This is a genomic window from uncultured Campylobacter sp. (genome assembly GCF_938017775.1).
Classification (GTDB): Bacteria; Campylobacterota; Campylobacteria; order Campylobacterales; family Campylobacteraceae; genus Campylobacter_B.
This window is the reverse complement of record NZ_CALIIU010000067.1, coordinates 21,911-44,565: the sequence shown is the minus strand read 5'-3', so window position 1 is coordinate 44,565 and position 22,655 is coordinate 21,911. Positions and strand designations below refer to the sequence as shown.

Below are 22,655 nucleotides of genomic sequence, written 5' to 3'. Positions count from 1 at the left end.
AGCTCCCGCTCTGCCGTAGAGTTTTGATGCGGTAAATTCTCCGTGAAATCTCGCACGGCTAGAATTTTGCAGAAGAATTCGACGGCAATAAAATTCCGCCGCCCTATTTCATCTTTCTCTTACTTTGAAATTTACGTGTTTTATACATCGCGGAGCTAAAATTTTATTTAATAAATTACAAAATGCCGCAAATTCTACGACGAGTTAAAATTTACGGACGCACCAAATTTACAGCGCCGCAAAATTTTAAATTTCACTACGTATTGCGCGCGCCGTAAAAAGTACGTGCCCTGCCAAATCTATTGCAGCGTGAAATTCCGAGCCGCGGCAACCCGCATATTTGATAAATAGATTCCGCAGCGCAAATTGCATGCTGGCAAATTTAATTTATCGCCGCATAAAATACTGTCCGCGCAAATTTAACGCAGCACAAAGTCCTTCACCGCGCAAATTCACAGCGTATTAAACACCCTATCTCCCGCGTCTCCGAGGCCAGGCACGATATATTTTTGTTCGTTTAATCTCTCGTCGATCGCCGCGGTGAAAACCTCGACCTGCGGGTAGATCTCGCTAAATTTATGAAGCCCCTCTGGCGCTGCGATGATGGAGATAAATTTGATCTTTTTAACGCCGTTTTGCAGTAGAAATTTTACCGCATCGATCGCCGTGCCGCCGGTCGCGAACATCGGATCGATGATTATTGCGGTGCGCTCTGCGGCGTCTGCGGGCAGTTTGGCGTAAAAAAACTCCGCCTGCGCGGTCTTTTCGTCGCGCTGAAAGCCTAAAAATCCCACGCTGGCATCCGGTATGAGCTTAAAAACACTATCCAGCATCCCCAGCGCGGCGCGCAAAATCGGGCAGATCATGATCTTCGTGGCGAGCTTATGCGCGTAGGTTTGCGCTACGGGCGTATGCACGCTCACTTCGCGCAGCGCAAGATCCCGCGTCGCCTCAAACATCATCAGGTAGCTGATCTCATCGACGAGCATGCGGAACTGAAACGGATCGGTCCCCCGATCTCGCAGGATCGTGAGCTTATGCTCGATCAGCGGGTGCCTGATAAGCCTCACGTTAGGCAGTTCGCACGCGGTTTGGTGCGTACATTTTTGGCTTTGGCTCATTTTCTCTCCTTAAATTTACTAAATTTTGCGCCCTCTTGGGCATTTTAATTATCTATTTTGATGCGAACTCCAGCGCCGTGGCGCTAAAATTTTGCCGATAACGGCAGCGCGATTTTAAATTTAAAGCGTCTTTGCCTACGATATGTGCGTTTTGACGCTCAAAATTTAGCTCGGTGACTCGCTTTAAATTTAGCGCTTTTAAAACGCAGCGCTTTAAATTTAGCTTGCGCATGCGCTTTTGATTTGGTTGCTATTTAAACAGGGCACGCTTTTTATCGGCACTGAGCGCTACTTTTCGGCGAGCGCTCGCGGCGTAAATTTCACTTCCGAAATTATCGTCTGAGGCGGCTTTAAATTTACTTAATGCTCGCGCTCGTGAGCCAAATTTTAAAATTCCCCGCTATCTTGCGCGCCGATAAAATTTTAATTTCATAGATGCGGGCGCTGTGCAAGCAAGCTAAATAAACCGAGCGCGTATCTTTTAAATTTAGCTCAACGCAAGCGGTTAAATTTGCCGTGCCGAAGAGATCGAATTTAACAGCCCTACTCCTTCACCACGCGCAGAAAGGAATACACGTCCTGTACCCCAGGCGCGTGCGTCGCGTACCAGATCGCGTGCTTTTCGTGCTCGATGTCGCTCACCACGCCGCTAAATACCACGTCGCAGCCTACGATCGCCACACGCACCGCAGTGCCCGAAACGTCGGTATCGGAAAAGAGATTTTTCTTTAAATTTGTAAAAATTTCAAACGAATTGCACGGATATTCGGGCTTTTTGACGCGCAGGTAGGTATGTACGCGCCGCACGCCTTCGGTTTGTCTAGCTAAAGCAAGTAGCGGCTCGCGCATCGCTTCGCTGTCCAGTAGCCCGATGAGATAGACCTCGCCATAGAAGCATTCGACCTCCAAATCCCAGCTGCTAAGGCCTTTGGTAAATAGAATTTTGCTTTGGATTTTAGTCTGGATTAGCTTGTCGCTAGCGACCTCGCTTACGCTGCGGCGGTCGCGCGCTACGGAGTAGATGTCGTATACGCTAAGCGCGTTACCAGCGGGCGCCAGCGGAGCCGCGCACGAGCTAAATAGCGCCGCGCAAGAGAGCAAAAACACCGACAAAAATGCCAGAAACAAAACCCTCAAACCCTCTCCAATCTCGTTTGATTTCTCGTTATTTCAAACCGGCTGCCGGCGCCGCTTTTTTAAATTTAGCTCCGCAGGCGCCGTTTTACCACGACCTGAAATTTTACGGCGCGAAATTTCACGACTTAAAATTCCGAGCCGACGCGCCGCAAAATTTTACAATATAAATTTTAAAATTTGCGTTGTAATTCGCACGGCTTGCGGAATTCTGCATTTTCGCCATAGCGGAATTTCACGCGCAGTATTCGTCGCCGTAAAATTCTACGTGCTAAATTTTTCATCGTAAAATTTGCCGCTGCGAAATTCTACGGGGTAAAATTTCTCGCGGCGGAATTCGCCTCTGTAAAATTTTATGTTTCAAAACCCGCGCCCAAAATTCCGCCCGGTCCGGCTAATTCGTCGTAAGCCCGCCGTCTATCGCAAATATCGCGCCGCTGACCCATTTCGCCGCATCCGACGCCAAAAACACCGCCGCCTCGCCGATGTCCTGCGCGCTGCCGATTTTGCCGAGCGGATAGATATTTTGCACCATCTGCTCGAACGCCTCGCGCCCCTGCGGGCTAAGCGCGCTTAAATTTCGCTCAAACTGCGGCGTCAGCACGCTTCCGGGCGCTATGGCATTGACGCGAATGCCGAGTTTGCCGACCTCGAAAGCAAGCGATTTAGTGAAAGAATTTAGCGCGCCTTTGGTGATCGAGTATGCCGTCGTGGTGCGCCCCACGAGCATTCTGTTTGCGAAATACGACGAGATATTGATCACGCAGCCTTTGCTAGCCGCAAGCGCGTCCAAAAGCCCCTGAGTAAGCAGATATGGCGCTTTGACGTTTAGATTTAGATGAGCGTCCAGCAGCGCTTCGTCAGTCGCCTCAAACGGTACGAATTTTCCCAGTCCGGCGTTATTTACGAGAATATCTATCTTAAGGGGTAGTGCTAAAATGCGCTCGCAAAGGCCTTTTATCGTTTTGCTTTGCGCCAAATCCGCCTCTACCGCGTAAATTTTCACGCCGTAACCGTCCAATGCCTCCTGCGCGATTTTTAATTTCTCCTCGCTTCTGCCGAGCAGGATCAAATTTGCGCCCTCTTCGGCGAAACACTTTGCGATGCCAAGCCCTATGCCGTCACTTCCGCCCGTAATTACGGCGGTTTTACCCTCTAATCGTTTCATACTTTTCCTTTCAATGCGTAAATTTAGGTTCTAAAAATTTGAGCGAGATTTATGGATCTCGCAGACTTCGAAATTTTGCAGGCTTTGAAATTTTACCCGCTTTAAAATTTCGCTCGCTTTAAAATTTTACAGCGAAGCAAAATTTCGTCGATAAAATTTTACTAACTTTAAAATTCCATCGATAAAATTTCACGGCAAAATTCCATCGTAAAGCTCGCGGTGGAATTTCATCGGGAATTCCATCCATAAATTCCACCCAAACTGCGCCGCTCGGCTTACAGCACCTGTTTTACACTACTAGCCGTGATTTCAAGTAGCCTTGTAGCAAAAGGGAATTTTGCCTTCGTTTCCTCAAACTCCGCGCCGCTATCTATAAAGCGCGCCGTGCCCTTCACCACAAAGCCGCGCCCTGCGCCAAACCTGCCTGCTAGCTCCTTCGTTGCGACGCTAAGCTCGACGTTTGGATTAGCCTCCACGTTGCTTTGCGTCTTTTTCATACCCGCAGCCGGGATGAGGATGCGATCACCTTTAATGACGAGATATCTGTTCCACGTATTGCTGATATGAGCCTCGCCCTGCGCGCAGGTAGCGATACCTACGGCGCATTCGTAATTCAAAATCTCCAAAAATTCCTTGCTAAACATTTTCTCTCCTTAAATTTACATTTTAAAGCTCGCGATTTTGGCTGACAAGCCCCGCGCGCAACTGAAATTTTAACTACCTCCGCCACTTTCTGCTGCGGTTAAATTTTATACTTCAAAAGCGCATCTTTTTCGGCTTTACTTACGCGAAAGCTATCGCAGATCTTCGATATCGCCTTGTTTTGGACAAATTTAGCCGCTCGTTTGCTCGCCAAAAACGCAAGCGTGATCTCGCGCTGCTTGATAAACATCTCGGCTATCGCCCACGCCGTGCCCATCTGCACGTAGTACCGCTCGTCGCTTTCGGCGGCGCAAATTTCAAAAAATTCCTTAGGCGAGATCGCGTCCATATTTCGCATAAAATAAACGTAGAAAAATCGCCTCTCAAACTCGCTCGCGCCGCTTTTAGCCTGCTTTAGCAGCGCGTCCGCAAGATCGGCGCCCCTGAATTTCGGAGCGAACATATCGCAAACCGCCCAATTAGGCATCGTTTTGATAAAACTGCTCGCAAGCGCGAATTTCGTCTCATCCTGCTTCAAAAGCATTATAAAAAAGCCCTTTAGCACGAACTCCTCGTGAAAAACGGGCTCGTAATTTTGCAGCTTGCGACGCGCCTCGTCCGCCTCTCCCAAAGCGGCGAAGCTTTTGCGGGCAAGCGCGCGAAGTGCCGGAGTGCGCACGCCCAAAATCTGCGGCGCGGGTATTAGGCGCTGCGAAAATTTCGCCAACTTCTCCTCGCTTAACGCCCGCAGCTGCCCTAGCATATTTTCTCGTAAATCCATAGCTTTCCTTTAAATTTTGATTGCGAATTTTACCAGCCCGAACGCGAGCTGATCGCGCCGCGCCGAAATTCCGCCGCACAGACTATCTATTTAAACAGATCGCGCCGCACGCTCAAACTAATCGCCCGATAGATCGCGTTTAAGTCGCTCGCCGCACTCGCTCAAAGTCTTTTATCTAAAAAACATGCCTGCTAAATCGCTCTGTATACAGCCATGCAGAGTAAGCCGTATCGCTAAAGCCGCTTAAATGAAGCTCGGCGCGTCGTTTGAAAACAAAATCAGATCGCCGCTGTGCGTATTTTCGCTCAAAACCCGCTGCAAATCGCGCTTATCTTTCAAAACGATAGTCTTTGCGGGGTCGATTTTGCTTTGCAGCACCTCGGAATTTAGCTCGCCCGTGATGATCGCGAGATCAAAAATTTCATCGATTTTGGCAGCCAGCGTCTCGTTGTCTTCGCGCGTGCTCTCGACGATGCCCGGCGTGATGATGACCTTGCGCCCGCCGTAGCTTCGCATCAGCTCGTAGCTTTGCAGCATGCCGCTTAGATTACCGTTGAAGCTATCGTCGATGATGATCTTGCCGCCCGCATCTAGCCGCGCGAGGCGGTGCTCGACGGCGCCGACGTGTGCGACGCGGCTTTTGATTTTATCTGCGCTAAGCCCTAAAAATCGCGCGATCTTTATGCATGCAGCGAGATTTGCGGCGTTAAATTTACCCAAAATCGGCGCGAAAAACTCATGCCGATCGCCCTTGCTCGTTTGCTTCCCTTGCTTTTCCTGCTCCTCTTGCTCTGCGCTGCACTCGTCGCATATGTTCTTTGCATCTAGGCTCAAATCACCCTGCCCTTCGCTCTCTGCGGCGGATGTTTCTGCGCGCAGCGCGGAATTCTCGCCGCTAGCACCGCTTTCATCCTCACTAAAGCTAAGACTAAATTTTATTCCGTCCAGATCTGCACCATGAATTTCCAGCCCCTCGTCGTAGATCGTGACGCACTCGTCCGCGCTTTTTTGCGTAGAGCTGTACAAAAACGCATGCTTTAGCCTCACGCTTGTGAGCGCTTCGAGCTTGGTTTTGCGGATGTTTTCGATGCTTTTGAAATACTCGATGTGTTGCGCACCAATCTCACCCACGACGACGATCTGCGGCGCCAAAAACTCGGTGATCTCGGCGATGTCGCCGCTTAGCCTGGCGCCTGCTTCGGCGATGTAGATCTGCGTATCTGCGGGTAGCGCCTCGTTTACGTCGCGCACTAGCCCCGCTAGCGTATTTACCGAGCGCGGCGTCTTGTAGCAGCGAAAGTCATTTTTTAAAATTTGATACAAGAAGTTTTTAATGCTCGTCTTGCCGTAGCTCGCGGTGATCTGAATGATCGTAAGAGAGGGCATCTGGGCTAGTTTTTTGCGTGCGGCAGCCTTAAATTTCGCAGCCTGCGCCCGCTCATAAGCAAAACTCGCCGCAAGGCCCGCGCCAAGCGGTAAAAATATCGGCAAAATCGGGCCTCCCACGGCATAAAACGCGGCGTTAAAGCTAAACACACAAACCGCCAAAATCGCAAAAAATCGCTTCACGCGCGGCGTAAAGACGAGCTTTTTATCAAGCCCTCTTTGCCAAAAATAAAGCGCTAGCGCATAGACCGCGACGATTAGAATTTTAGCGATGTGCAGGGCATGGAGGGGCGCGGTGCCGAATTTAGCCGCACAGAGGCTCGCCGCGATCTCGCAGCCAAAATACGCCGCCAGCGGCAAAATCAAAAAATAGAGGTGCCACGCGGGCTTGGTGAAGTGAAAGATGATGCGCGCGGGCTTGTATGAAAACCACTGCAGGCAGGTGATCAGATAAAAGCCCAGCAGTAGGACGAATGCCGCGTGCGCGATCAAAAATATTATATTCATCTTTTAAAATTCCTTTTTATAAATTTGCGCGCCCGCTTTGCGAGCCTGTGCGGGCAAATGCGGCGAGCTCGGACTAACCGGCATTAGACTTCATTTGCAAATTTTATGAATTTTCGCTTTGCAAATTCTATTTTTGCAAACTTCGCTAGCTTGCAAATTCATTCTCTCATGCTAGCTGCACGAGCCACGCTAGATAAATTTACGCTGCCGCGTGCCTCCATTTTCGATACCGCGCCGTATCCATCTCGCGACCTGAAATTTTCGCACGCTGCATATCTTGCGACATCGCGCCCTATCTCGCGCGATTATTCGCATTATTTACGGCACATAGGCCTTCTGTCGCGGCAAATACATGGCGCGGTACGACTAAATTTAATCGTCCGTTTTTCGGTGCACGCACGCGGTTTCGCCGCGTCTTGTACGGCTGCCGCAAACACAAAGCGGAAACGATCCGCTACGGCGTAAAATTTTAAAATTTAACGCGGCATTGCCGCAATTTGAGCTTTGCGTTTTATACTACGCGCCCAAAGAGCGGATTTTACGCCGCTAAAATTTAATATGTGCCGCATACTTCGCGGCTTTTATATTTAAAATTTACGCTTCGGTTTGCGATCTTTGACGCAAACAGATTGCAAAATTTTAAAACGCGGGGTGAGCCGTATTAAAGCGCCTCATTTGAAATACACTCGCTGCCACCCAGCTTTTCGCGCGATCTGTTATTTACATCTAAAGCACGATTTTTAGCGGCGCTAAAATTTCGCGGCTAAATTTTAAAATTTACACAAAATCGCGTTTCGTTCTAAATTTAGCGCGGCGCCAAATCGTTAAATTTAGCTGCTGCCAAGCTCCTTTTCAATCTGCTCGCCGATAAAATCCGCGCTTTGCAAAAAGAAAAAGTGATCCCCCGCCAGCGGATAAAATTTGCTATTTTTAACGAGCGAGTGGATCAGCTCGCCGCTTTTTAGGCTAGTGGCGCGATCGTCCTTACCCCAAAAGATGAGCGCATTTTGCGGGCTTAGCGCGGAAAAAATGTCGCGGAAATCCTCATTTACGACGTTTTTTAGCGTCTCGTACATCGTCTTGCTCATACCTGCGGCATCCTTGCTTGCAAACGCGCGCCAAAGACCCGCCAGTCCAAGTCTTTTTAAAATTTTAAAAATCGCAATTTTAGCGCGCACGGCGAAAGGCTTGGGTTCGATGATACCAGCGCTGCTTAGCAGTATGAGATTGCGCGGAGCCAGCAACGCGGCGATCTTGCCGCCGAAGCTGTGCCCCATGATCGCCGCGGGCTGCTTGCCAAAAGCCGCGATAAAGGCGCGCATAATCTCCGCGTAATCCTCGCTACCAAGGGCGCGCGCGGGCTGCGAGCTGGCGCCAAATCCCGGCAGATCGACGCACACTATCGCGTAACGGCGGAATTTATCCGAAAAAACCCTAGACATAAGCGCTTTGTTTGCGCCCCAGCCGTGCAGCACCAAAATATATTCGGTGCGCTGCAGGTTTGAAATTTCGTAGCTGATTTTGTAGCTCTCGCCGCCGTAGACGAGCTCCTTACTCGCCACCGCCGCTCCTTTTGGCATAAACGGCCTTGAGTAGCTCGACTGCCTTTTCGAGCCGCTCAAACTCGCTCACACTGATCATTACGGCTTCGAATTTGTTGTTTTTGACGATCAGGGCTTTTTTGATCTCTTGGTTTTTGATCTTGTTTAAAACGGTGCTGAAGTTGCGCACGATCTCGGTAGCGGTGTAAATTTCATCTTGATTTATCATAACTCGACCTTTTGGGGTAAAATTTTACGCAAAATTTAGCGTAAAATTTTAAACGATTGGCTATTTATTAGCGGTGATTTTGGTGATCAGCTCGTAGCTTACAGGGATCTGCCTCATCGGCGGCAGCGATGAAGCAAGAGCTGCTAAGACCTCTGGGAAATCATCAAATAGATAGTTTGCGAGGCTGCCCGGGTTTGGATTTATCTCGTTTAGATAAATTTCACCCTCTTTTTCAAAAAAATCGCAGCGAATGAGCGCGCCATCGAATGATCCTGCGTTATAAAGCCGCGTAAAGGCGTCTTTCATCTTGCCCTCTAGCAAAGCGCCAGGACGAGCGGGCTCGATCGCACCGCTACGCGAAAAATCCAAATACTTACGATCGAAATTTAAATAGCCATCTTTTTTTGGCTCTTCGATGTTTGAAAATACGATTTTGCCGTCTATTTTAGCGCCTGCGAGATTGAATTCCTTTACGTTTTCCCAGTACGGCTCTACGATCGCGCTGTCGTCCAGCTCAAAAGCCTGATCCAGCGCGTAGCTAAACTCGCTTTCGTTCTTGGCTATCGAAATTCCGATGCTAGAGCCCAAATGAGCGGGCTTAACGATGATCGGAAAATTAAAATTAGGCAGGCTAGTACGATTTACGATCTCATACGGCAAGGTTTTTACATTTGCGATTACGGCTAGGTGCTTGGTTAAAATTTTATTATAACTTAGCACGCTAGCTTCGATGCGAGGCCCGATGTAAGGGATGCCAAAAAACTCAAATAGCGCTGCCATTTTACCATCCTCGCCGTCGCAGCCGTGGATTAGATTGATATATGTGCCGACTTCTAGCATGCTTTTGCTAAACATTCCGCTCTCAAAAAATCCGCCCGCACCGATACTAAGCTCTTTTGCTTTAGCATAGCCGCCCTGCTTAAAATATGCCGCGCGCATATTTTTATCCTCGATGCGGTAAAATTTACGATTTTTATCGCAAAATACAAACTCCAAGTCCCAGCCTTTTAGGGCATTTTTGACGGCAATTGCCGAGATGATACTTACTTCGTGCTCGTAGCTCTGAGCTCCAAAAACTATGCCAAATTTCATTGCTTTCCTTCAAATTTTATTTTCTACGCTAATTTTTTTAACGCCTCTTTGACAAGATCTGACGTATTCGTGCTGCTGCATCCCGCTAAGATTTGATTGATCTTATCGCGCTTAAATCCAAGGCTTTGTAGTGCGGACGCCGCTTCATTTTTATAAGTCTCGCTAGGACCGAATTCCATTAACTTCGCATCGCCTAGTTCGGCAATGATCCGTCTAGCGGTCTTTGGGCCGATGCCCGGAACTGAAGTTAGCGTCGCAGCATCCCCCGTAGCTACGCAACGCGCGAAATCCTGCGGAGCAAGCGTCGAACAAACCGCCATCGCCGTGCTTGCACCTACACCGCTAAGCTTGATTAGGGTTTCAAACATCTTTTTTTCACTCTCGTCTAAAAACCCATACAGCAAATCGGCATCCTCGCGCAGAATTTGTACGCACGCAAGCTCGGTCAGCTTGCCCTGCGTGAGCTTCGCGGAGGTATTTAATGACAATGAAAGAGCGTAGCTTACGCCGCTAGCGCATTTAATGACGCAAGCAGTGGGCTCCTTGCGCGTGATAATTCCTTCGATCGCTGCTATCATCTAAGAGCCTTTAAAATTTCGTTTATGCTCTCATTAAGCGCTAGATTTAGAGCATTATAAATGCTTTGCGAGCTAGGATCAGGCACAAAAACGCGCTTAGTGACGATGCCTGATTTTATGCTTTCTAAAGAATTCAAAATTTCATACCCCATCGTGACGGTTGCTTGATCGTTATTGACCTGAAGCGCTACGATACTGGTTTTTAGGCGCAAATCCCGCTCTTTTGGCACAAATATCGGATTTAGCGAGCAGGTGGAAAATGCCGCATCAAGCAGTGCCTTATATACCATCTCGCTAGGCATCGTGATAAATTTGGCGTCGCTTGCGAACCGCGTTCGGTTTCTAAAATCTACTATTAAAATATCCCGCCTATCGACGAGATCTGTCGCCGTGATAGTGTCGATAAAGATATTTTTGCGCGCACCGCTAAGATTTACGCAGCGCTTTTGATCATAACGCAGCTCGTAGTAGGTGTATGGCTTAGCCTGCTTAGCTAAGCAGCCGCCTAAAAATATCGCCGCCAGCGTCGCAGCAAGCGTAAACTTTATAAAATTTTTCATCTTTATTCCTTTTTATCGTCGCGATCCGCGCCTTTAGAAGTGTCTTTAAAAAAGAAATCGTAAGGATTGTCCTCTAGCCTAAACATCGCGCCTTGGAATTCTCTAAGCGATTTTTTTAGCTCGCCAAGAGTGTTTTTTGCCTCCTCAAGCGTAGGATCCAAGATCGCTTTTAGATTGTACTCGCCGCGATCGATACGCTTAGTGATGATGCCTGCGGTTTTATCCAGTGAATTCGATAGATTGGCAGCACTCACGGCAAAAGCATTTAGATTATCTAGCAGCGCGTCTAGCTCCTTCTCGCGCTCGTTTAAATTTGCTATGAGAGTATTTACGTTAGCAAGCAGCGCGTCTAGGCTTTGGAATTTTTTCTCATCGCTTAGCTCGGCGCTAAATTTATCCATCGAAGATAGGATTCTATCCACTTTATCGGTATTTTGCTTAGACAGTAGCCCATTAATCTTAAAGATCATCTCACTTACGCTATCGGTGATGACTTCAGCTTTAGAGCCGATTTTGTCAAGAAGTGTTTTGTCCAGCGCAATTATCGGCTTTTTATCATTCGGCGGAAAAAGCTTGCCGCTTCCTTTCGTGATATTTATAAACGCGATTCCGCTGATGCCTTGAGATTCTACCTTAGCGACGCTATCTTGCGAGATCGGTAGCTTGCTTTTTACCGAAATTTCAATCTCAATAATCGCATTTTCGATATCGGCAAAGTCGATGCTTTTGATGATGCCCGCATTTACGCCGATAAATTTAACTTCGGAATTCTCCTTAATGCCTACGGGAAGCTCTTTTGTGTGGATATAGTAGGAGCGGTAGCTTTCGCTGCGATCAGTCTTTGTAAGCATCCACCACATAAATGCCGTAAGAGCCGCGACGCAGATCATAACAAATGCGCCTACTATCGTGTATGAAGTTCTATTTTCCAATCTTTTCTCCTAATTTCAGAGCGTAAAATTTAAGCCCTGCGATATGCCTTAAAATAGCCATTTGGGCTTAAATTTTAAAACTTAGCACTTTCTCAAATAGTCGCAAAATTTGCAGAATCATCTGAGTTTAAATTTTAAAGCTTAGCGTGCATTTTGAAATTTCAAAATATCGCCGCGCCGTATTTTAGCGTAAAATTTTGCCGCTCCGGTTTAAATTTAGCGCCGCTTGCTCGTTTAAATTTTTAAAATTTAATGCACTATCCAATAAATGCGCCCTTAAATGCGACCTGCTTAAATTTTAAAATTTCGATTGAGCCACTAAGGTCTAAATTTTAAAATTTAAGCCCTGCGGAGCCGGGAATTCCTCGCTAGGTTTAAAATTTAAAATTCTTCCGCTGCTATTTTAAAATTTCAGCTCCTACCTATCTAAATTTTACCCGCCGCGATGCATATTTCGGCTCGGTAAATTCCGAAGTTTAATCTCTTTGTCGCATCTTAAATAGCTCTTCGAGCGGGTTATTCTCTAGGCTTGAAATCTCCTCGATATTTCCTTCAAAAGCGATTTTCTGATTATCCACGATCAAAAACCGATCCAAAATGTCAAAGATACTATCCACGTCGTGCGTCACCATCACGACCGTGACGCCGAGGCTGTCTCTAAGCTCGCAAACAAGCCTATCAAGGGCTCTGGCGCTGAGCGGATCAAGCCCCGAGTTTGGCTCGTCCAAAAATAAAATTTCAGGACTTAGAGCAAGCGCGCGAGCCAGCGCCACGCGCTTTTTCATACCGCCGCTAAGCTCGTTTGGCCTAAGCGCGGCGGCCTCTTTTTTAAGCCCCACCTTCTGGATCCAAAACATCGATAGCTCATCTATCTCGCGCTCGCTAAATTTAGAGTATTCGCGCAGCAGAACGCCTACGTTTTCAAGCACGCTCATCGAGCTGTAAAGCGCGCCGAACTGAAACATCACGCCGCATTTTAGGCGGATCTCGTTTTGCTCCGCCTCGCTCGCGCGCCAAATATCGCGCCCGAAAATTTTAATCTCGCCGCTTTGCGGGCGTTTTAAAAATATGAGAGTTTTCATTAACGTCGTTTTGCCGCTGCCGCTGCCGCCTAAAAAGCCGTAAATTTCGCCCTTTTTGACGCTAAAGCTCACGCAATCGTGCATAACGCGCGATCCGTACGCGGTAGTAACGTCGCGTGCGACTATAATGTTAGCGCTTTCGCTGGATTGTACTTGCTCGCTCATAGCCCGATTTCCGAAAACAGAACCGCAAATACCGCGTCGATCGCAATAACCCAAAATATCGCATTTACGACGCTGATCGTGGTGTATTCGCCGATGCTTTGGGTATTTCCTTTTACTTCGAAACCCCGCATGCAGCCGATGATAGCGATAAATGCCCCAAAAAACGGCGCTTTAATCATACCTACTAAAAAATGCCTAAGCTCTACAGAAGCCTTAAATCTATCCAAATAATCGCTAAAGGCTATGTCTAAATACGCGTCACACACTATCATCTGAGCAAAAATACTTACCGAATCTGCAATAAAAATGACCAGCGGCATGATTAGTACCATCGCGATAATGCGCGGCATCGCAAGAAAATAAAACGGATCAAAGCCCATCGTCCTCATCGCATCTATCTCTTCGGTGATCTTCATCACACCGATCTGCGCCGTAAAGCTCGAAGCCGAGCGACCTGCGATAACAATAGCGGCGATTAGAGGTGCTACCTCACGAAGCGTCAAAGCACCCATTATATCGATGATGTAGATGCTGGCACCAAATTTAGAAAGCATATCCGAGCCTATGTAAGCAAGCACGATACCTATCAAAAATGCCGTCAATGAGACTATGAAAAGCGCGTCTATGCCGCTATCTTTGATGAAATTTACGGTTTCTTTGAAGCGGAATTTCATCGGATGAATTATAAAAGCTGCGAGTTTAGAGAAAAACTCGCCCAAAAAGCTTGCAAGGCTTAGCAAGCCTAGAATTCCAAGATGGCAATAAAGCCCGATCTGCGCTAAAAAATTTAGCCTACGAGATTCGGGTACATAGCTAAAATCGATCGTTTTATCATCCATAAAGCTTAAAATTTTGGCAGCTTTGCTGCTATCCTCCACAAGGCTAACCCGCTTGCCGGCAAGGGCGTTTTTGATCATCAGCGCCATGAAATAGTCTAAATTTGAAATTTCGCTTAAGCTTAGCTCCAGCTCGTTTAGATTTTTTACCGCTTTTTTTAGTGCAAGCAGCTGCGAGCGCGAGCTTTTGTAGTTCCACTGCCCGCGTAGCGATAAGGTATTTTTCCCGCCCGAGCTTTCGAGCGAAAAGGCTAAATTCCGCAAAAATTTCTCTCCAAAATCAAAAAATAGGGGAAATTATAATATAATCAACCTTGGCATTTTATAAAATTTAATGGAGATTTATGCTCAGAGGCTTTTTTACAAATAGCGTAGGCACGCTGGTTTCGCGAGTTTTGGGTTTCGTGCGCGACCTGCTTACCGCATCGGTTTTGGGCGCGGGGATTTATAGCGATCTGTTTTTCGTAGCGTTTAAACTGCCCAATCTTTTTCGCAGACTATTCGGCGAGGGAGCCTTTACGCAGGCATTTTTGCCTAGTTTTACCGCCGCGCGCAAAAAAGGAATTTTCGCCGCAGCGGTGCTTATTAAATTTAGCATTTTCATCGCGCTTTTGACGGCGCTCGTGCTGCTCGCCGCGCCCGTTTTTACTAAAGTTTTAGCATACGGATTTAGCGCCGAGCAAATCGGTCTTGCAGTGCCGTATGTGCGGATAAATTTTTTCTACCTCACGTTTATCTTCGTCGTTACGCTCTTTGCCTCGCTGCTTCAGTATCGCGACCACTTCGCTACGACGGCGTTTTCGACCGCGCTTTTAAATTTAGCGATGATAGCGGCGCTTCTGCTGGCTCGCGGCAAAGACGGCGCTACGGCGGTACTCTATCTTAGCTTTGGCGTAGTAGCGGGCGGGCTTTTACAGCTTGCGGTGCACGTTTATGCGCTGAAATTTACCGGTATGCTGCGCGTCTTAGCGGGCGGCTTTGCGCGGCTTGCACGGGGCGATAAACCGCAGACGCAGGGCTTTTATAAAAATTTTTTCGCAGGCGTGCTCGGTGCGTCGGCGCTTCAGCTAAGCTCGTTTATAGATACCTTTTTTGCGAGCTTCCTTGCTAGCGGCAGCATCAGCTATCTTTACTACGCCAACCGCATATTTCAGCTGCCGCTCGCGCTTTTTGCGATCGCGCTTAGCACGGCGATCTTTCCGCGCATGAGCAAATTTGTAAAAGCGCACGACGACGCGCAGGCTATGGCGCTTGTGGAGCGCGGATTTTACTTCCTTTTGGCGCTGCTCGGGCTCTCTGCGATAGGCGGCGTGATGCTGCGAAACGAGATCACGCAGCTGCTGTTTGAGCGCGGAGAATTTACCCGCCAAAATTCCATCGAATGCGCCGCGGTTCTTGGCGCATATATGGTGGGGCTCGTGCCGTTCGGGCTGTCTAGGATTTTTTCGCACTGGCTGTATGCAAATATGAAGCAGAAGCTAAGCGCGAAAATTTCGATCTGGTGCGTCTTTATAAACGTCGCTTTGTGCGCGCTGTTTTTTAAACCCTTCGGAGCCGTGGGGCTTGCGTTTGCAAGCACGATAACGGGGGCGTTTCTGCTCGGCTTTAACCTCTATTTTTTTGGATTTAATAACTTTTTGGCTATAATCCGCGCAAAAAAAATTATTGCGATCGCGGCGCTTTGTGCGGGCGAAGCGGCGATTTTATACATTTTAAAAGGCTTGTATTATGGTAATTTATGATAGTTTGAGTAAAAAGAAGCTCCCGTTTGAGCCCATTAGCGAGGGGGTAGCGCGCATTTACGCCTGCGGCCCGACCGTTTATGACGACGCGCATTTAGGGCACGCAAAAAGCGCCGTGAGCTTCGATCTGCTGCGCCGCGTACTACAAGCGGAGGGCTATGAGGTTAAATTTGCGCGAAATTTCACCGACATCGACGATAAAATTTTAAAAAAGATGGCGGAAACAGGCAAGAGTCTGGGGGAGATCACGGAGCTTTACACCCGCAGATATTTGCAGGATATGAGCGCGCTAAACGTCGCGGACGCGAGCATTTCGCCCAAGGCGACCGAGAATATCGCCGCGATCTGCGAGCTTATATCTTCACTTCTTCAAAAAGGCTTTGCCTACGAGATCGCGGGAGACGGCATCTACTTCGACACACGCAAGGACGGGGATTATCTAAGTCTTAGCGGCAAAAAAGAGGGCGCCGGCAAAAACATTGCCCGCGTCGCCTCAAACGATGCTAAGCACGACGAGAAGGACTTCGTGCTGTGGAAATTTGACGAAAATTGGTTCGATAGCCCGTTTGGCAAAGGGCGCCCGGGCTGGCACAGCGAGTGCGTCGCGATGATTTTAGCGCACCTTGATAGCGGCGATCCGCATTTTTGCATCGACATTCACGCAGGCGGCGCCGATCTGCTCTTCCCACATCACGAAAACGAAGCCGCGCAGTGCCGCTGCGCCCGCCATAGAGCGCTAAGCAAATACTGGCTTCACAACGGCTTCGTGCAGGTAAATAACGAAAAGATGAGCAAGAGCCTAGGCAACTCGTTTTTTGTAAAAGACGCCCTAAAAATCGCACCCGGCGAGGCGCTGAGATTTTATCTCTTAAGCTCGCATTACAGGGCAAATTTTAATTATTCGGTGACCGATCTGCTTGCGAGCAAAAAGAGGCTCGATAAAATTTACCGCCTTAAAAAGCGCGTCCGTGACGTTTTAACTCCCGCTGCGGGGCAAAATTCCACGTCCGAGCTGCCTGCTGCGGAGGCTAAATTTAGATCGGAGATGATGGAGTTTTTAAGCGACGATCTCAACACCTCAGGCGCGCTTGCAGTGCTTGATAGCTTTGTAGCAAGCGCGAACGAAGCGCTAGATCGCGCACCAAAAGACAAGGCGCTAAAGGCTCAAATCGCTGCAAATTTGGAGTTTGCAAAGCAGACGCTCGGAATTTTATATGAGGATGAGACCGAATACTTTCGCTTTGGCGTGAGCGAGCAGCAAAGAGCGCAGATCGAGGAGCTGATAAAACAGCGCGCGCAGGCGAAAGCGGAAAAGGACTTTGCGAGCGCGGATGCCATCAGGGCGCGCCTTGCGGATATGAAAATCGAAGTTATGGATACGCCTGGCGGCACCGTTTGGGAGATCACGACGGAATAAAATGTAAAATTTAACGCAAAATTTTGCGATAAATTTTACATTTTTGCCATGTGGGGTACAAATCCGAACGCTAATTCGCGCGTAAATTTCAGTGCGATTTTTATCTGCAGTATTGTGATACAGCGGCGTGATTTTATTTAGTGATACGGTGCCAGAGCGATGTGTGGCGTGACACGGCGACAGAAGCGCAAGGTGGATCGCTATTTTCATTCGTCGGCGCAGCTGATACGGCGGCGCGATATATCGCGGCAAAATGAAGTAACACTACGGTGTCTGCGCGTATTTACCGTGTTTTATTGGTAATAGACGATGTGGCGGTGCGATATAGTGCGGTGCAGCGGTAGTACTACGTGTCTGACTGTACGTAAATTTTAGTGCGATTTTTATCGGCAATTGGCGATGCGGGGTTGTGCCGTAGCGCAGTGAAAGCAGCACTGCGGCGGTCATGCATATTTCGGCGCAATTTTTATTCGGCGATACAATGATATGGCGATGTGGCGGCGAAGGCATAAGGCGGATCGCGATTTTTTATCGGCAGCATGTGGTAATGCGAATGGGTGCAGTGCATAAATAGCAATACAGCGCTCGTGCGTAAATTTAGCGCGATTTTTTTAAGGCGCGGTAGCATGAAAGCGCAATGCGGCACGCCGTTGTGAAATCGCGATACACGCGATATATAACGGCACTTTGTAGCGCTTTATGGTGCCTCAAAGCATTTGCCGCTTAAAACGTGGGCGTACAAAAGCGTGAAAGATCGCGATAAATAAAAACTAGCTCGCTTTTAAGGCGCTTTGAGCTTTAAAAATGGCAATGTAAAAACCGCTCTGCGATGCGCAAAAGCCATTTTAAAGCGCTTAACGCTTTAAAAGCGGCAAACAAAAAAGCTAAATCTCGGCGTCGCCCGCACGGTCGCCGCATGCGAGCGAGTTGATTTAGTGAGCTTGCGTAGCGCAAATTAGTCCCGTGTCGTAGCGCAAATTTGTGCTGCCTCGCGGCCGAAATTCTAAAATTTAAGGAATTTTAGAATTATAAATTTTGAAATTTTAGGAATTTTAGAATTATAAATTTTGGAATTTCAAGAATTTTGAAATTTCATAAATTTTTGGGTTTTAAATTTTAAAAATTTTATAAAAAAGGATTGTATTTGAACGGCTTTAAAACTTTACTATCGCGCTTTAAGCCCTATTTTAGGGATTACAAGCCGCAGTTTGCATTGGCGATTTTGGGTATGGTGATGACAAGCGTGGCGACTGCTACGAGCGCGAAGCTGGTCGAGCCCGTTTTAAATAAAATTTTCGTCGAAAAAAACGAACCGTATCTCTACACGCTTCCGATCGCGATCATCGTGGTTTTTGCGATGAAAAGCGGCGGCGCGTTTATGCAAAACTACTTCACCGCCTTCATCGGTCAAGACACGGTGCGCCGCTTCCGCGATAGACTCGTCGCAAGCCTCGTGCGGCTGGACGTGGATTTTTTCAACCGCTTCCGTACGGGCGAGCTCATCAGTCGCACGATCAACGACATCGAGCGCATCCGCGTCGTGGTTTCGAATATGATCCCCGATTTTTTCACGCAGATCATTACGATCTTGGGGCTTTTGGGCGTCGTGATCTATCAGAGCCCAAAGCTCTCATTTTTCGCGCTCGTGGTCTTTCCGTGCGCGATATATCCGCTTTCGCGCCTTGCAAAGCGGATGAAGAAAATTTCGCGCGAGTCTCAAGAGAAAACCTCCGATATCTCCTCGGCGCTCAGCCAAATTTACTCCAACATCGAAATCGTCAAAGCAAGCAATGCCGAGAGCTTTGAAGTGGAGAAATTTAACGCCGAAAACAAGAAATTTTTCGGTCTAAATTTAAAGGCAGTCGTAACGGCGTGCCTGGTAAGCCCGATCATGGAGATGCTAGGCGCCGTGGGTATCGCCGTGGTGATCATCGTCGGAGGGCAGGAGGTCATCGCGGGCCAGATGAGTATCGGCAGCTTTTTTAGCTTCCTTACGGCGCTTTTTATGGTTTACACCCCGATAAAAAAGGTCTCCTCGCTCTACAACAATATGCAAGACGCCATCGCGGCGAGCGAGCGGACGTTTGAGCTCATAGACTTGGAGCCTACGATCGTAGGAGGCGGAAAGCAGATGGGTGAGATCGGCTCGGTGAGCTTTTGCGACGTGTCGCTAAACTACGGCGACAAGGCGGCGCTGAAAGATATAAGCTTCAGCGTCAAAAAGGGTGAAATTTTAGCGCTCGTCGGAAACAGCGGCGGCGGTAAAAGCTCGGTCGTGAACCTGCTGATGCGCTTTTACGACGCAAGCAGCGGTAAAATTTTATTCAACGGCAACGACGAGATCGGCGAGTTTAGCATCCCTAGCCTGCGCGAAAATATCGGCCTCGTAAGCCAGCGCGTCTATATCTTCAACGATACGATCGCGCAAAACGTAAGCTACGGCGCGGAATTTAACGAGCAGCGCGTCATAGAGGCGCTCAAGCTCGCCAACGCCTATGAGTTCGTAAGCTCGATGAAGGATGGAATTTACACCGTGCTTAGCGAGTTCGGCGCAAACCTTAGCGGCGGGCAGCGCCAGCGTATCGCCATCGCGCGCGCGCTGTATAAGGACCCGCAAATTTTAATATTCGACGAGGCGACTTCGGCGCTGGATAACGCAAGCGAAAAGGAGATCTCAAACGTCATCGAAAAGATCAAACAAAGCAAAATCGTCTTTGTAATCGCTCACCGCCTATCCACGATCGAGCGCGCCGATAATATCGCCGTGATGAAAAACGGCCGCATCCTCGCTATCGGCACCGACGCGAAGCTAACGGGCGAATGCGAGGAGTATCGCAGCCTAAAAGGGATAATGCAAAACGGCTAGAATTTTAAATTCCGCGCCTTTTGCGCCCCGGTTTTGCTCTATGAAATTTTAAAATTTTATCTTTGAAGCAAGCCGCATAAATTTATCCGCAAAGATTGAAATTTTACTTTGAAATTTAGCCGCGCGGATAGCCGCTTTGGCTGCAGAGCTTTTTTTAATAAAACTCGTCTCTTTGATGCGACGAGGCGAGACTGCCGGAGCTTTAATGTTTGGATTAAAATTTTAGCGCTTCGTTACAGGTTTGCCTATAAATTTAAACGCTCACGTCGTTTTAAAACCGCTGCGATAAAATTTTATCGCACGCTGGGCTTTTCGGCGCGCTACCTACACCTGATCTTAGGCATCTGCGATAAAATTTTGGCTTGATTTTTCTTTATAAATTTTCGCATCTTTTTAAAATCCCTATCCGAATCGAAATTTTTCAAATATTTTTATATAAAAACCGAGCTTTAATCAATAAAAGGCTACAATAACGCCAAATTTAATTCCAAGGAAAAGTCATTGTTTGAATCCATGCGTGCGGCACGCTCGCTAAGCCCTTTATTTCTGGGGATTTTCTTTATGTTTATCGGCGACGCGCTAGTCATCGCAAGCGCGGGCATCATGCTAAAAGAATCCGGCCACAGCGAGCTTGAGATCGGAGCGATTTCGGCGTTTTTCTTTTTAGGAGCGATCTTTAGCGGCTTTTTCGTGCCTTCGATAATCGGCGCGCTCTCGTACGTGCGGGCATACGCAGTCTTTACGGCGCTTTTCGGCATCGCGGCAATGCTGCACGATCTTGGCTCAAACCTCGTGTATTGGGCGATTTTGCGCTTTATTTTGGGCTTTTGCTACTACGCGCTTTTGATGATAATCGAAAGCTGGATAAACTCAAAGATCACAAACTCCATCCGCTCCCGCGTGCTGGCGATCTACGAAGCGGTTTTTTACGGCGCGTTTGCGATAGGAGTTGCAATTTTAGCGCTAAATTTCGGAACGATGAAAGTTTTCGTGCTAAGCGCATTTTTCATCATCCTAGCGCTGCTGCCGGTAAATTTAATCCGCTTCAACCCTCCTAGGGTTCCCGCTCGCATGCGAATTTCTATGCCGCAAATTTCAATAGTGCCGCCGCTTGCGTTTGCAACGGTAGTTTGCGCGGGCATTTTGATTAACGGCTTTTTTTCGATGGCGAGCGTTTTCGTGCTAAGCGCAGGGCTTGGAGTGGGCTCGGTGGGCGCATTTATGGGATCGGCGATGGCAGGAGGCTTCTTAGCGCAGCTCGTCTGTGGCACTATTTCAGATAAGTTTGGTCGCAAACGCGCCATAATGATAGTTTGCGCCATCGGTATCGTAGCCTGCGCGGCGCTATTTTTTGCTAAAAGCTTCATCCTAACGTGCGCACTTGCGCTGATGTTAGGATTCGGCGCCTTTCCTTTGTATTCGCTTGCCATCGCGCGCGCAAACGACTCCATCACCGGTGAAGGCGCATCTCGCGTGCAAATTTCGGCGGCAATGCTTTTTATCTATTCGAGCGCGTCGCTCTGTTCGCCTTTGATAATCGGCGCGATGATGAAATGTTTGGGCGCAAACGGCTTTATCTGGGTGTTTTTTGCGGCGATGAGCTTTTTATTTATATTTGCTATCTTTCGCCCCGAGATCGCGCCTAAAAGATAACGGCTTGATTTTAAATTTTTTCGTAGATCAAAAATTTATAATAAAACGCCGCGATTGCGAACATAAAGCCCATGCCGAAGGTGATTTGCGAAAGCGAAAATCCAAGCTCGAAGAAAAATCCGATCGCAGCCGACACGAGCGTGGCGACGATGAAATACGCCATATCGTTGTAAGCGATGACGCGCCCGAAAAACTCCCTATCGACGTGGCTTTGCAGCTGCGTAAAAGAATACGACCACACCGTCGTGATGAAAAATCCCGCCGCAATCATGCCCGCAAACGAAAGCCAGTAGTTAAACTCCAGCGCCGCCCACAGCGCGATGCCCGCAAACTGCCCAAGCAGGATCCAAAAAAAGGTGTGCTTGTTTACGATCTTGCTTAGCCATATCTGTCCGAAAAATGCAGCCGCCGAGCGCGACATATTCATAAGCCCGATGACTAGAGACGCGCTTAAAATCTCTTTGTAGCGGTATTTCGCAAGAAGCGCGATGAGATTGTCGTAGGTGGTGACGGCGACGAAGGCGTGAAGGACGATGAGATGCACCACCAAAGGGTGCGAGCGCAGGTAAGAAAAGCCCTCCTTTAGCATCTTAAACACCGGCTCACGCGCGTTTCTTGCGAGGTCTTTAAAATTTAGCCGCAGCAGGATGAAAAATGAAAAAACATATAAGCAAAAATCCAAAATAAACGCCGCTCGCACGCCGAAATAGTGGATAAAAATACCCGCGCTCGCCATGCCGAAAGTATATGTGATCGTCCAGATAATGCCCGTCATCTCATTAGCAAGCTTGAGATAGGGGCGGCTTAGGAATTTCGGCAGCGTAGAGGATTCGGTTTGAAAAAACAGCGTGCCTGCGACGCTGCGCACGACTACGATCAGAAGCAACAGCCACAGATAATCCAAACTATCGATAAAAATCAGCATGAAAATACTGATCATCTCGGTTATAAACATCGCCGTCATCAGAGGCTTTGGTTGAAATTTATCCACAATGATGCCGTTAATGGGCGCTAAAAAAACGTTCGGCACGAACGAAACGACGCCCACCGCCGTAATCGCCCACACCGGCGCGCCAAGCTCAATCAGCAGCGTAGCGACCCCCACCACCGAAAACCACAAGCCGAACATACATATAAAACCCGCCGAAAAGAGCAGGCGGTAGTTGCGTGAATGTCGAAGCAGCACGATGTATCTGATCATAAAATTTTATCCCGTATTTAAT

Annotated in this window: 19 protein-coding genes; 4 read left to right on the top strand and 15 right to left on the bottom strand. The window is 48.2% G+C overall.

The window, feature by feature from the left end:
* Nucleotides 1-452: 452 nt before the first annotated feature.
* The 14 genes from upp to Q0537_RS08765 all read right to left on the bottom strand — a co-directional run bounded on the left by upp (nucleotide 453) and on the right by Q0537_RS08765 (nucleotide 14,018).
* Nucleotides 453-1,079, bottom strand: a complete 627-nt coding sequence (gene upp, locus Q0537_RS08830; protein WP_299227305.1) for a uracil phosphoribosyltransferase — start codon at nucleotides 1,077-1,079, stop codon at nucleotides 453-455.
* Nucleotides 1,080-1,664: 585 nt separating this feature from the next.
* The gene (locus Q0537_RS08825) at nucleotides 1,665-2,258 is read right to left on the bottom strand and encodes a BON domain-containing protein (RefSeq protein ID WP_299227257.1); all 594 of its coding nucleotides are present in this window, start codon (nucleotides 2,256-2,258) and stop codon (nucleotides 1,665-1,667) included.
* Between the two features lie 391 nt (nucleotides 2,259-2,649).
* Nucleotides 2,650-3,423 (bottom strand): SDR family oxidoreductase, encoded by a 774-nt coding sequence (locus Q0537_RS08820; RefSeq protein ID WP_299227254.1) that lies wholly within the window; start codon nucleotides 3,421-3,423, stop codon nucleotides 2,650-2,652.
* A 275-nt stretch (nucleotides 3,424-3,698) separates the two neighbouring features.
* Complete coding sequence (locus Q0537_RS08815; RefSeq protein ID WP_177389050.1) at nucleotides 3,699-4,067, bottom strand: pyridoxamine 5'-phosphate oxidase family protein; 369 nt, start codon at nucleotides 4,065-4,067, stop codon at nucleotides 3,699-3,701.
* Between the two features lie 98 nt (nucleotides 4,068-4,165).
* Nucleotides 4,166-4,846 (bottom strand): DNA alkylation repair protein, encoded by a 681-nt coding sequence (locus Q0537_RS08810; RefSeq protein ID WP_299227250.1) that lies wholly within the window; start codon nucleotides 4,844-4,846, stop codon nucleotides 4,166-4,168.
* A gap of 243 nt (nucleotides 4,847-5,089) precedes the next feature.
* Entirely contained in the window at nucleotides 5,090-6,739 is a 1,650-nt protein-coding gene (murF, locus tag Q0537_RS08805; protein ID WP_299227247.1) for a UDP-N-acetylmuramoyl-tripeptide--D-alanyl-D-alanine ligase, read from the bottom strand.
* Nucleotides 6,740-7,569: 830 nt separating this feature from the next.
* Nucleotides 7,570-8,319: an alpha/beta fold hydrolase gene (locus Q0537_RS08800; protein WP_299227244.1), complete on the bottom strand. Its 750-nt coding sequence runs from the start codon at nucleotides 8,317-8,319 to the stop codon at nucleotides 7,570-7,572.
* Nucleotides 8,291-8,509, bottom strand: coding sequence for a prevent-host-death protein (locus tag Q0537_RS08795; RefSeq protein WP_299227242.1), 219 nt, complete (start codon nucleotides 8,507-8,509; stop codon nucleotides 8,291-8,293). The genes Q0537_RS08800 and Q0537_RS08795 overlap by 29 nt, the downstream gene beginning before the upstream one ends.
* A 60-nt stretch (nucleotides 8,510-8,569) precedes the next feature.
* Complete coding sequence (locus Q0537_RS08790) at nucleotides 8,570-9,601, bottom strand: D-alanine--D-alanine ligase (protein WP_299227240.1); 1,032 nt, start codon at nucleotides 9,599-9,601, stop codon at nucleotides 8,570-8,572.
* A gap of 23 nt (nucleotides 9,602-9,624) precedes the next feature.
* On the bottom strand, nucleotides 9,625-10,179 hold the full coding sequence (gene ruvA, locus Q0537_RS08785) for a Holliday junction branch migration protein RuvA (RefSeq protein ID WP_005870379.1): 555 nt from the start codon (nucleotides 10,177-10,179) through the stop codon (nucleotides 9,625-9,627).
* A complete protein-coding gene (locus tag Q0537_RS08780) occupies nucleotides 10,176-10,739 on the bottom strand; it encodes a hypothetical protein (protein ID WP_299227237.1) in 564 nt (187 codons plus the stop codon). The genes ruvA and Q0537_RS08780 overlap by 4 nt, the downstream gene beginning before the upstream one ends.
* Nucleotides 10,740-10,741: 2 nt before the next feature.
* Nucleotides 10,742-11,671 carry an MlaD family protein gene (locus tag Q0537_RS08775; RefSeq protein WP_291937273.1) on the bottom strand — a complete coding sequence of 310 codons (930 nt, stop codon included), beginning with the start codon at nucleotides 11,669-11,671 and terminating at the stop codon, nucleotides 10,742-10,744.
* Between the two features lie 476 nt (nucleotides 11,672-12,147).
* Nucleotides 12,148-12,918 carry an ATP-binding cassette domain-containing protein gene (locus Q0537_RS08770; RefSeq protein ID WP_299227235.1) on the bottom strand — a complete coding sequence of 257 codons (771 nt, stop codon included), beginning with the start codon at nucleotides 12,916-12,918 and terminating at the stop codon, nucleotides 12,148-12,150.
* Entirely contained in the window at nucleotides 12,915-14,018 is a 1,104-nt protein-coding gene (locus Q0537_RS08765) for an ABC transporter permease (protein ID WP_299227233.1), read from the bottom strand. Before Q0537_RS08765 ends, Q0537_RS08770 begins: the two co-directional genes overlap by 4 nt.
* A gap of 80 nt (nucleotides 14,019-14,098) precedes the next feature.
* On the opposite strand from Q0537_RS08765, the gene murJ reads away from it, so the two are divergent.
* The 4 genes from murJ (at nucleotide 14,099) to Q0537_RS08745 (ending at nucleotide 21,432) form a co-directional block, all read left to right on the top strand.
* Nucleotides 14,099-15,496 carry a murein biosynthesis integral membrane protein MurJ gene (gene murJ / locus Q0537_RS08760; protein WP_299227232.1) on the top strand — a complete coding sequence of 466 codons (1,398 nt, stop codon included), beginning with the start codon at nucleotides 14,099-14,101 and terminating at the stop codon, nucleotides 15,494-15,496.
* On the top strand, nucleotides 15,483-16,913 hold the full coding sequence (gene cysS / locus Q0537_RS08755; protein ID WP_299227230.1) for a cysteine--tRNA ligase: 1,431 nt from the start codon (nucleotides 15,483-15,485) through the stop codon (nucleotides 16,911-16,913). Before murJ ends, cysS begins: the two co-directional genes overlap by 14 nt.
* A gap of 1,144 nt (nucleotides 16,914-18,057) precedes the next feature.
* Complete coding sequence (locus Q0537_RS08750; protein ID WP_299227227.1) at nucleotides 18,058-19,779, top strand: ABC transporter ATP-binding protein; 1,722 nt, start codon at nucleotides 18,058-18,060, stop codon at nucleotides 19,777-19,779.
* A gap of 501 nt (nucleotides 19,780-20,280) precedes the next feature.
* Complete coding sequence (locus tag Q0537_RS08745; protein ID WP_299227224.1) at nucleotides 20,281-21,432, top strand: MFS transporter; 1,152 nt, start codon at nucleotides 20,281-20,283, stop codon at nucleotides 21,430-21,432.
* Nucleotides 21,433-21,442: 10 nt separating this feature from the next.
* Here the strand turns inward: Q0537_RS08745 and Q0537_RS08740 are convergent, their stop codons facing one another.
* Complete coding sequence (locus tag Q0537_RS08740; protein WP_299227221.1) at nucleotides 21,443-22,633, bottom strand: MFS transporter; 1,191 nt, start codon at nucleotides 22,631-22,633, stop codon at nucleotides 21,443-21,445.
* Between the last annotated feature and the right edge of the window lie 22 nt (nucleotides 22,634-22,655).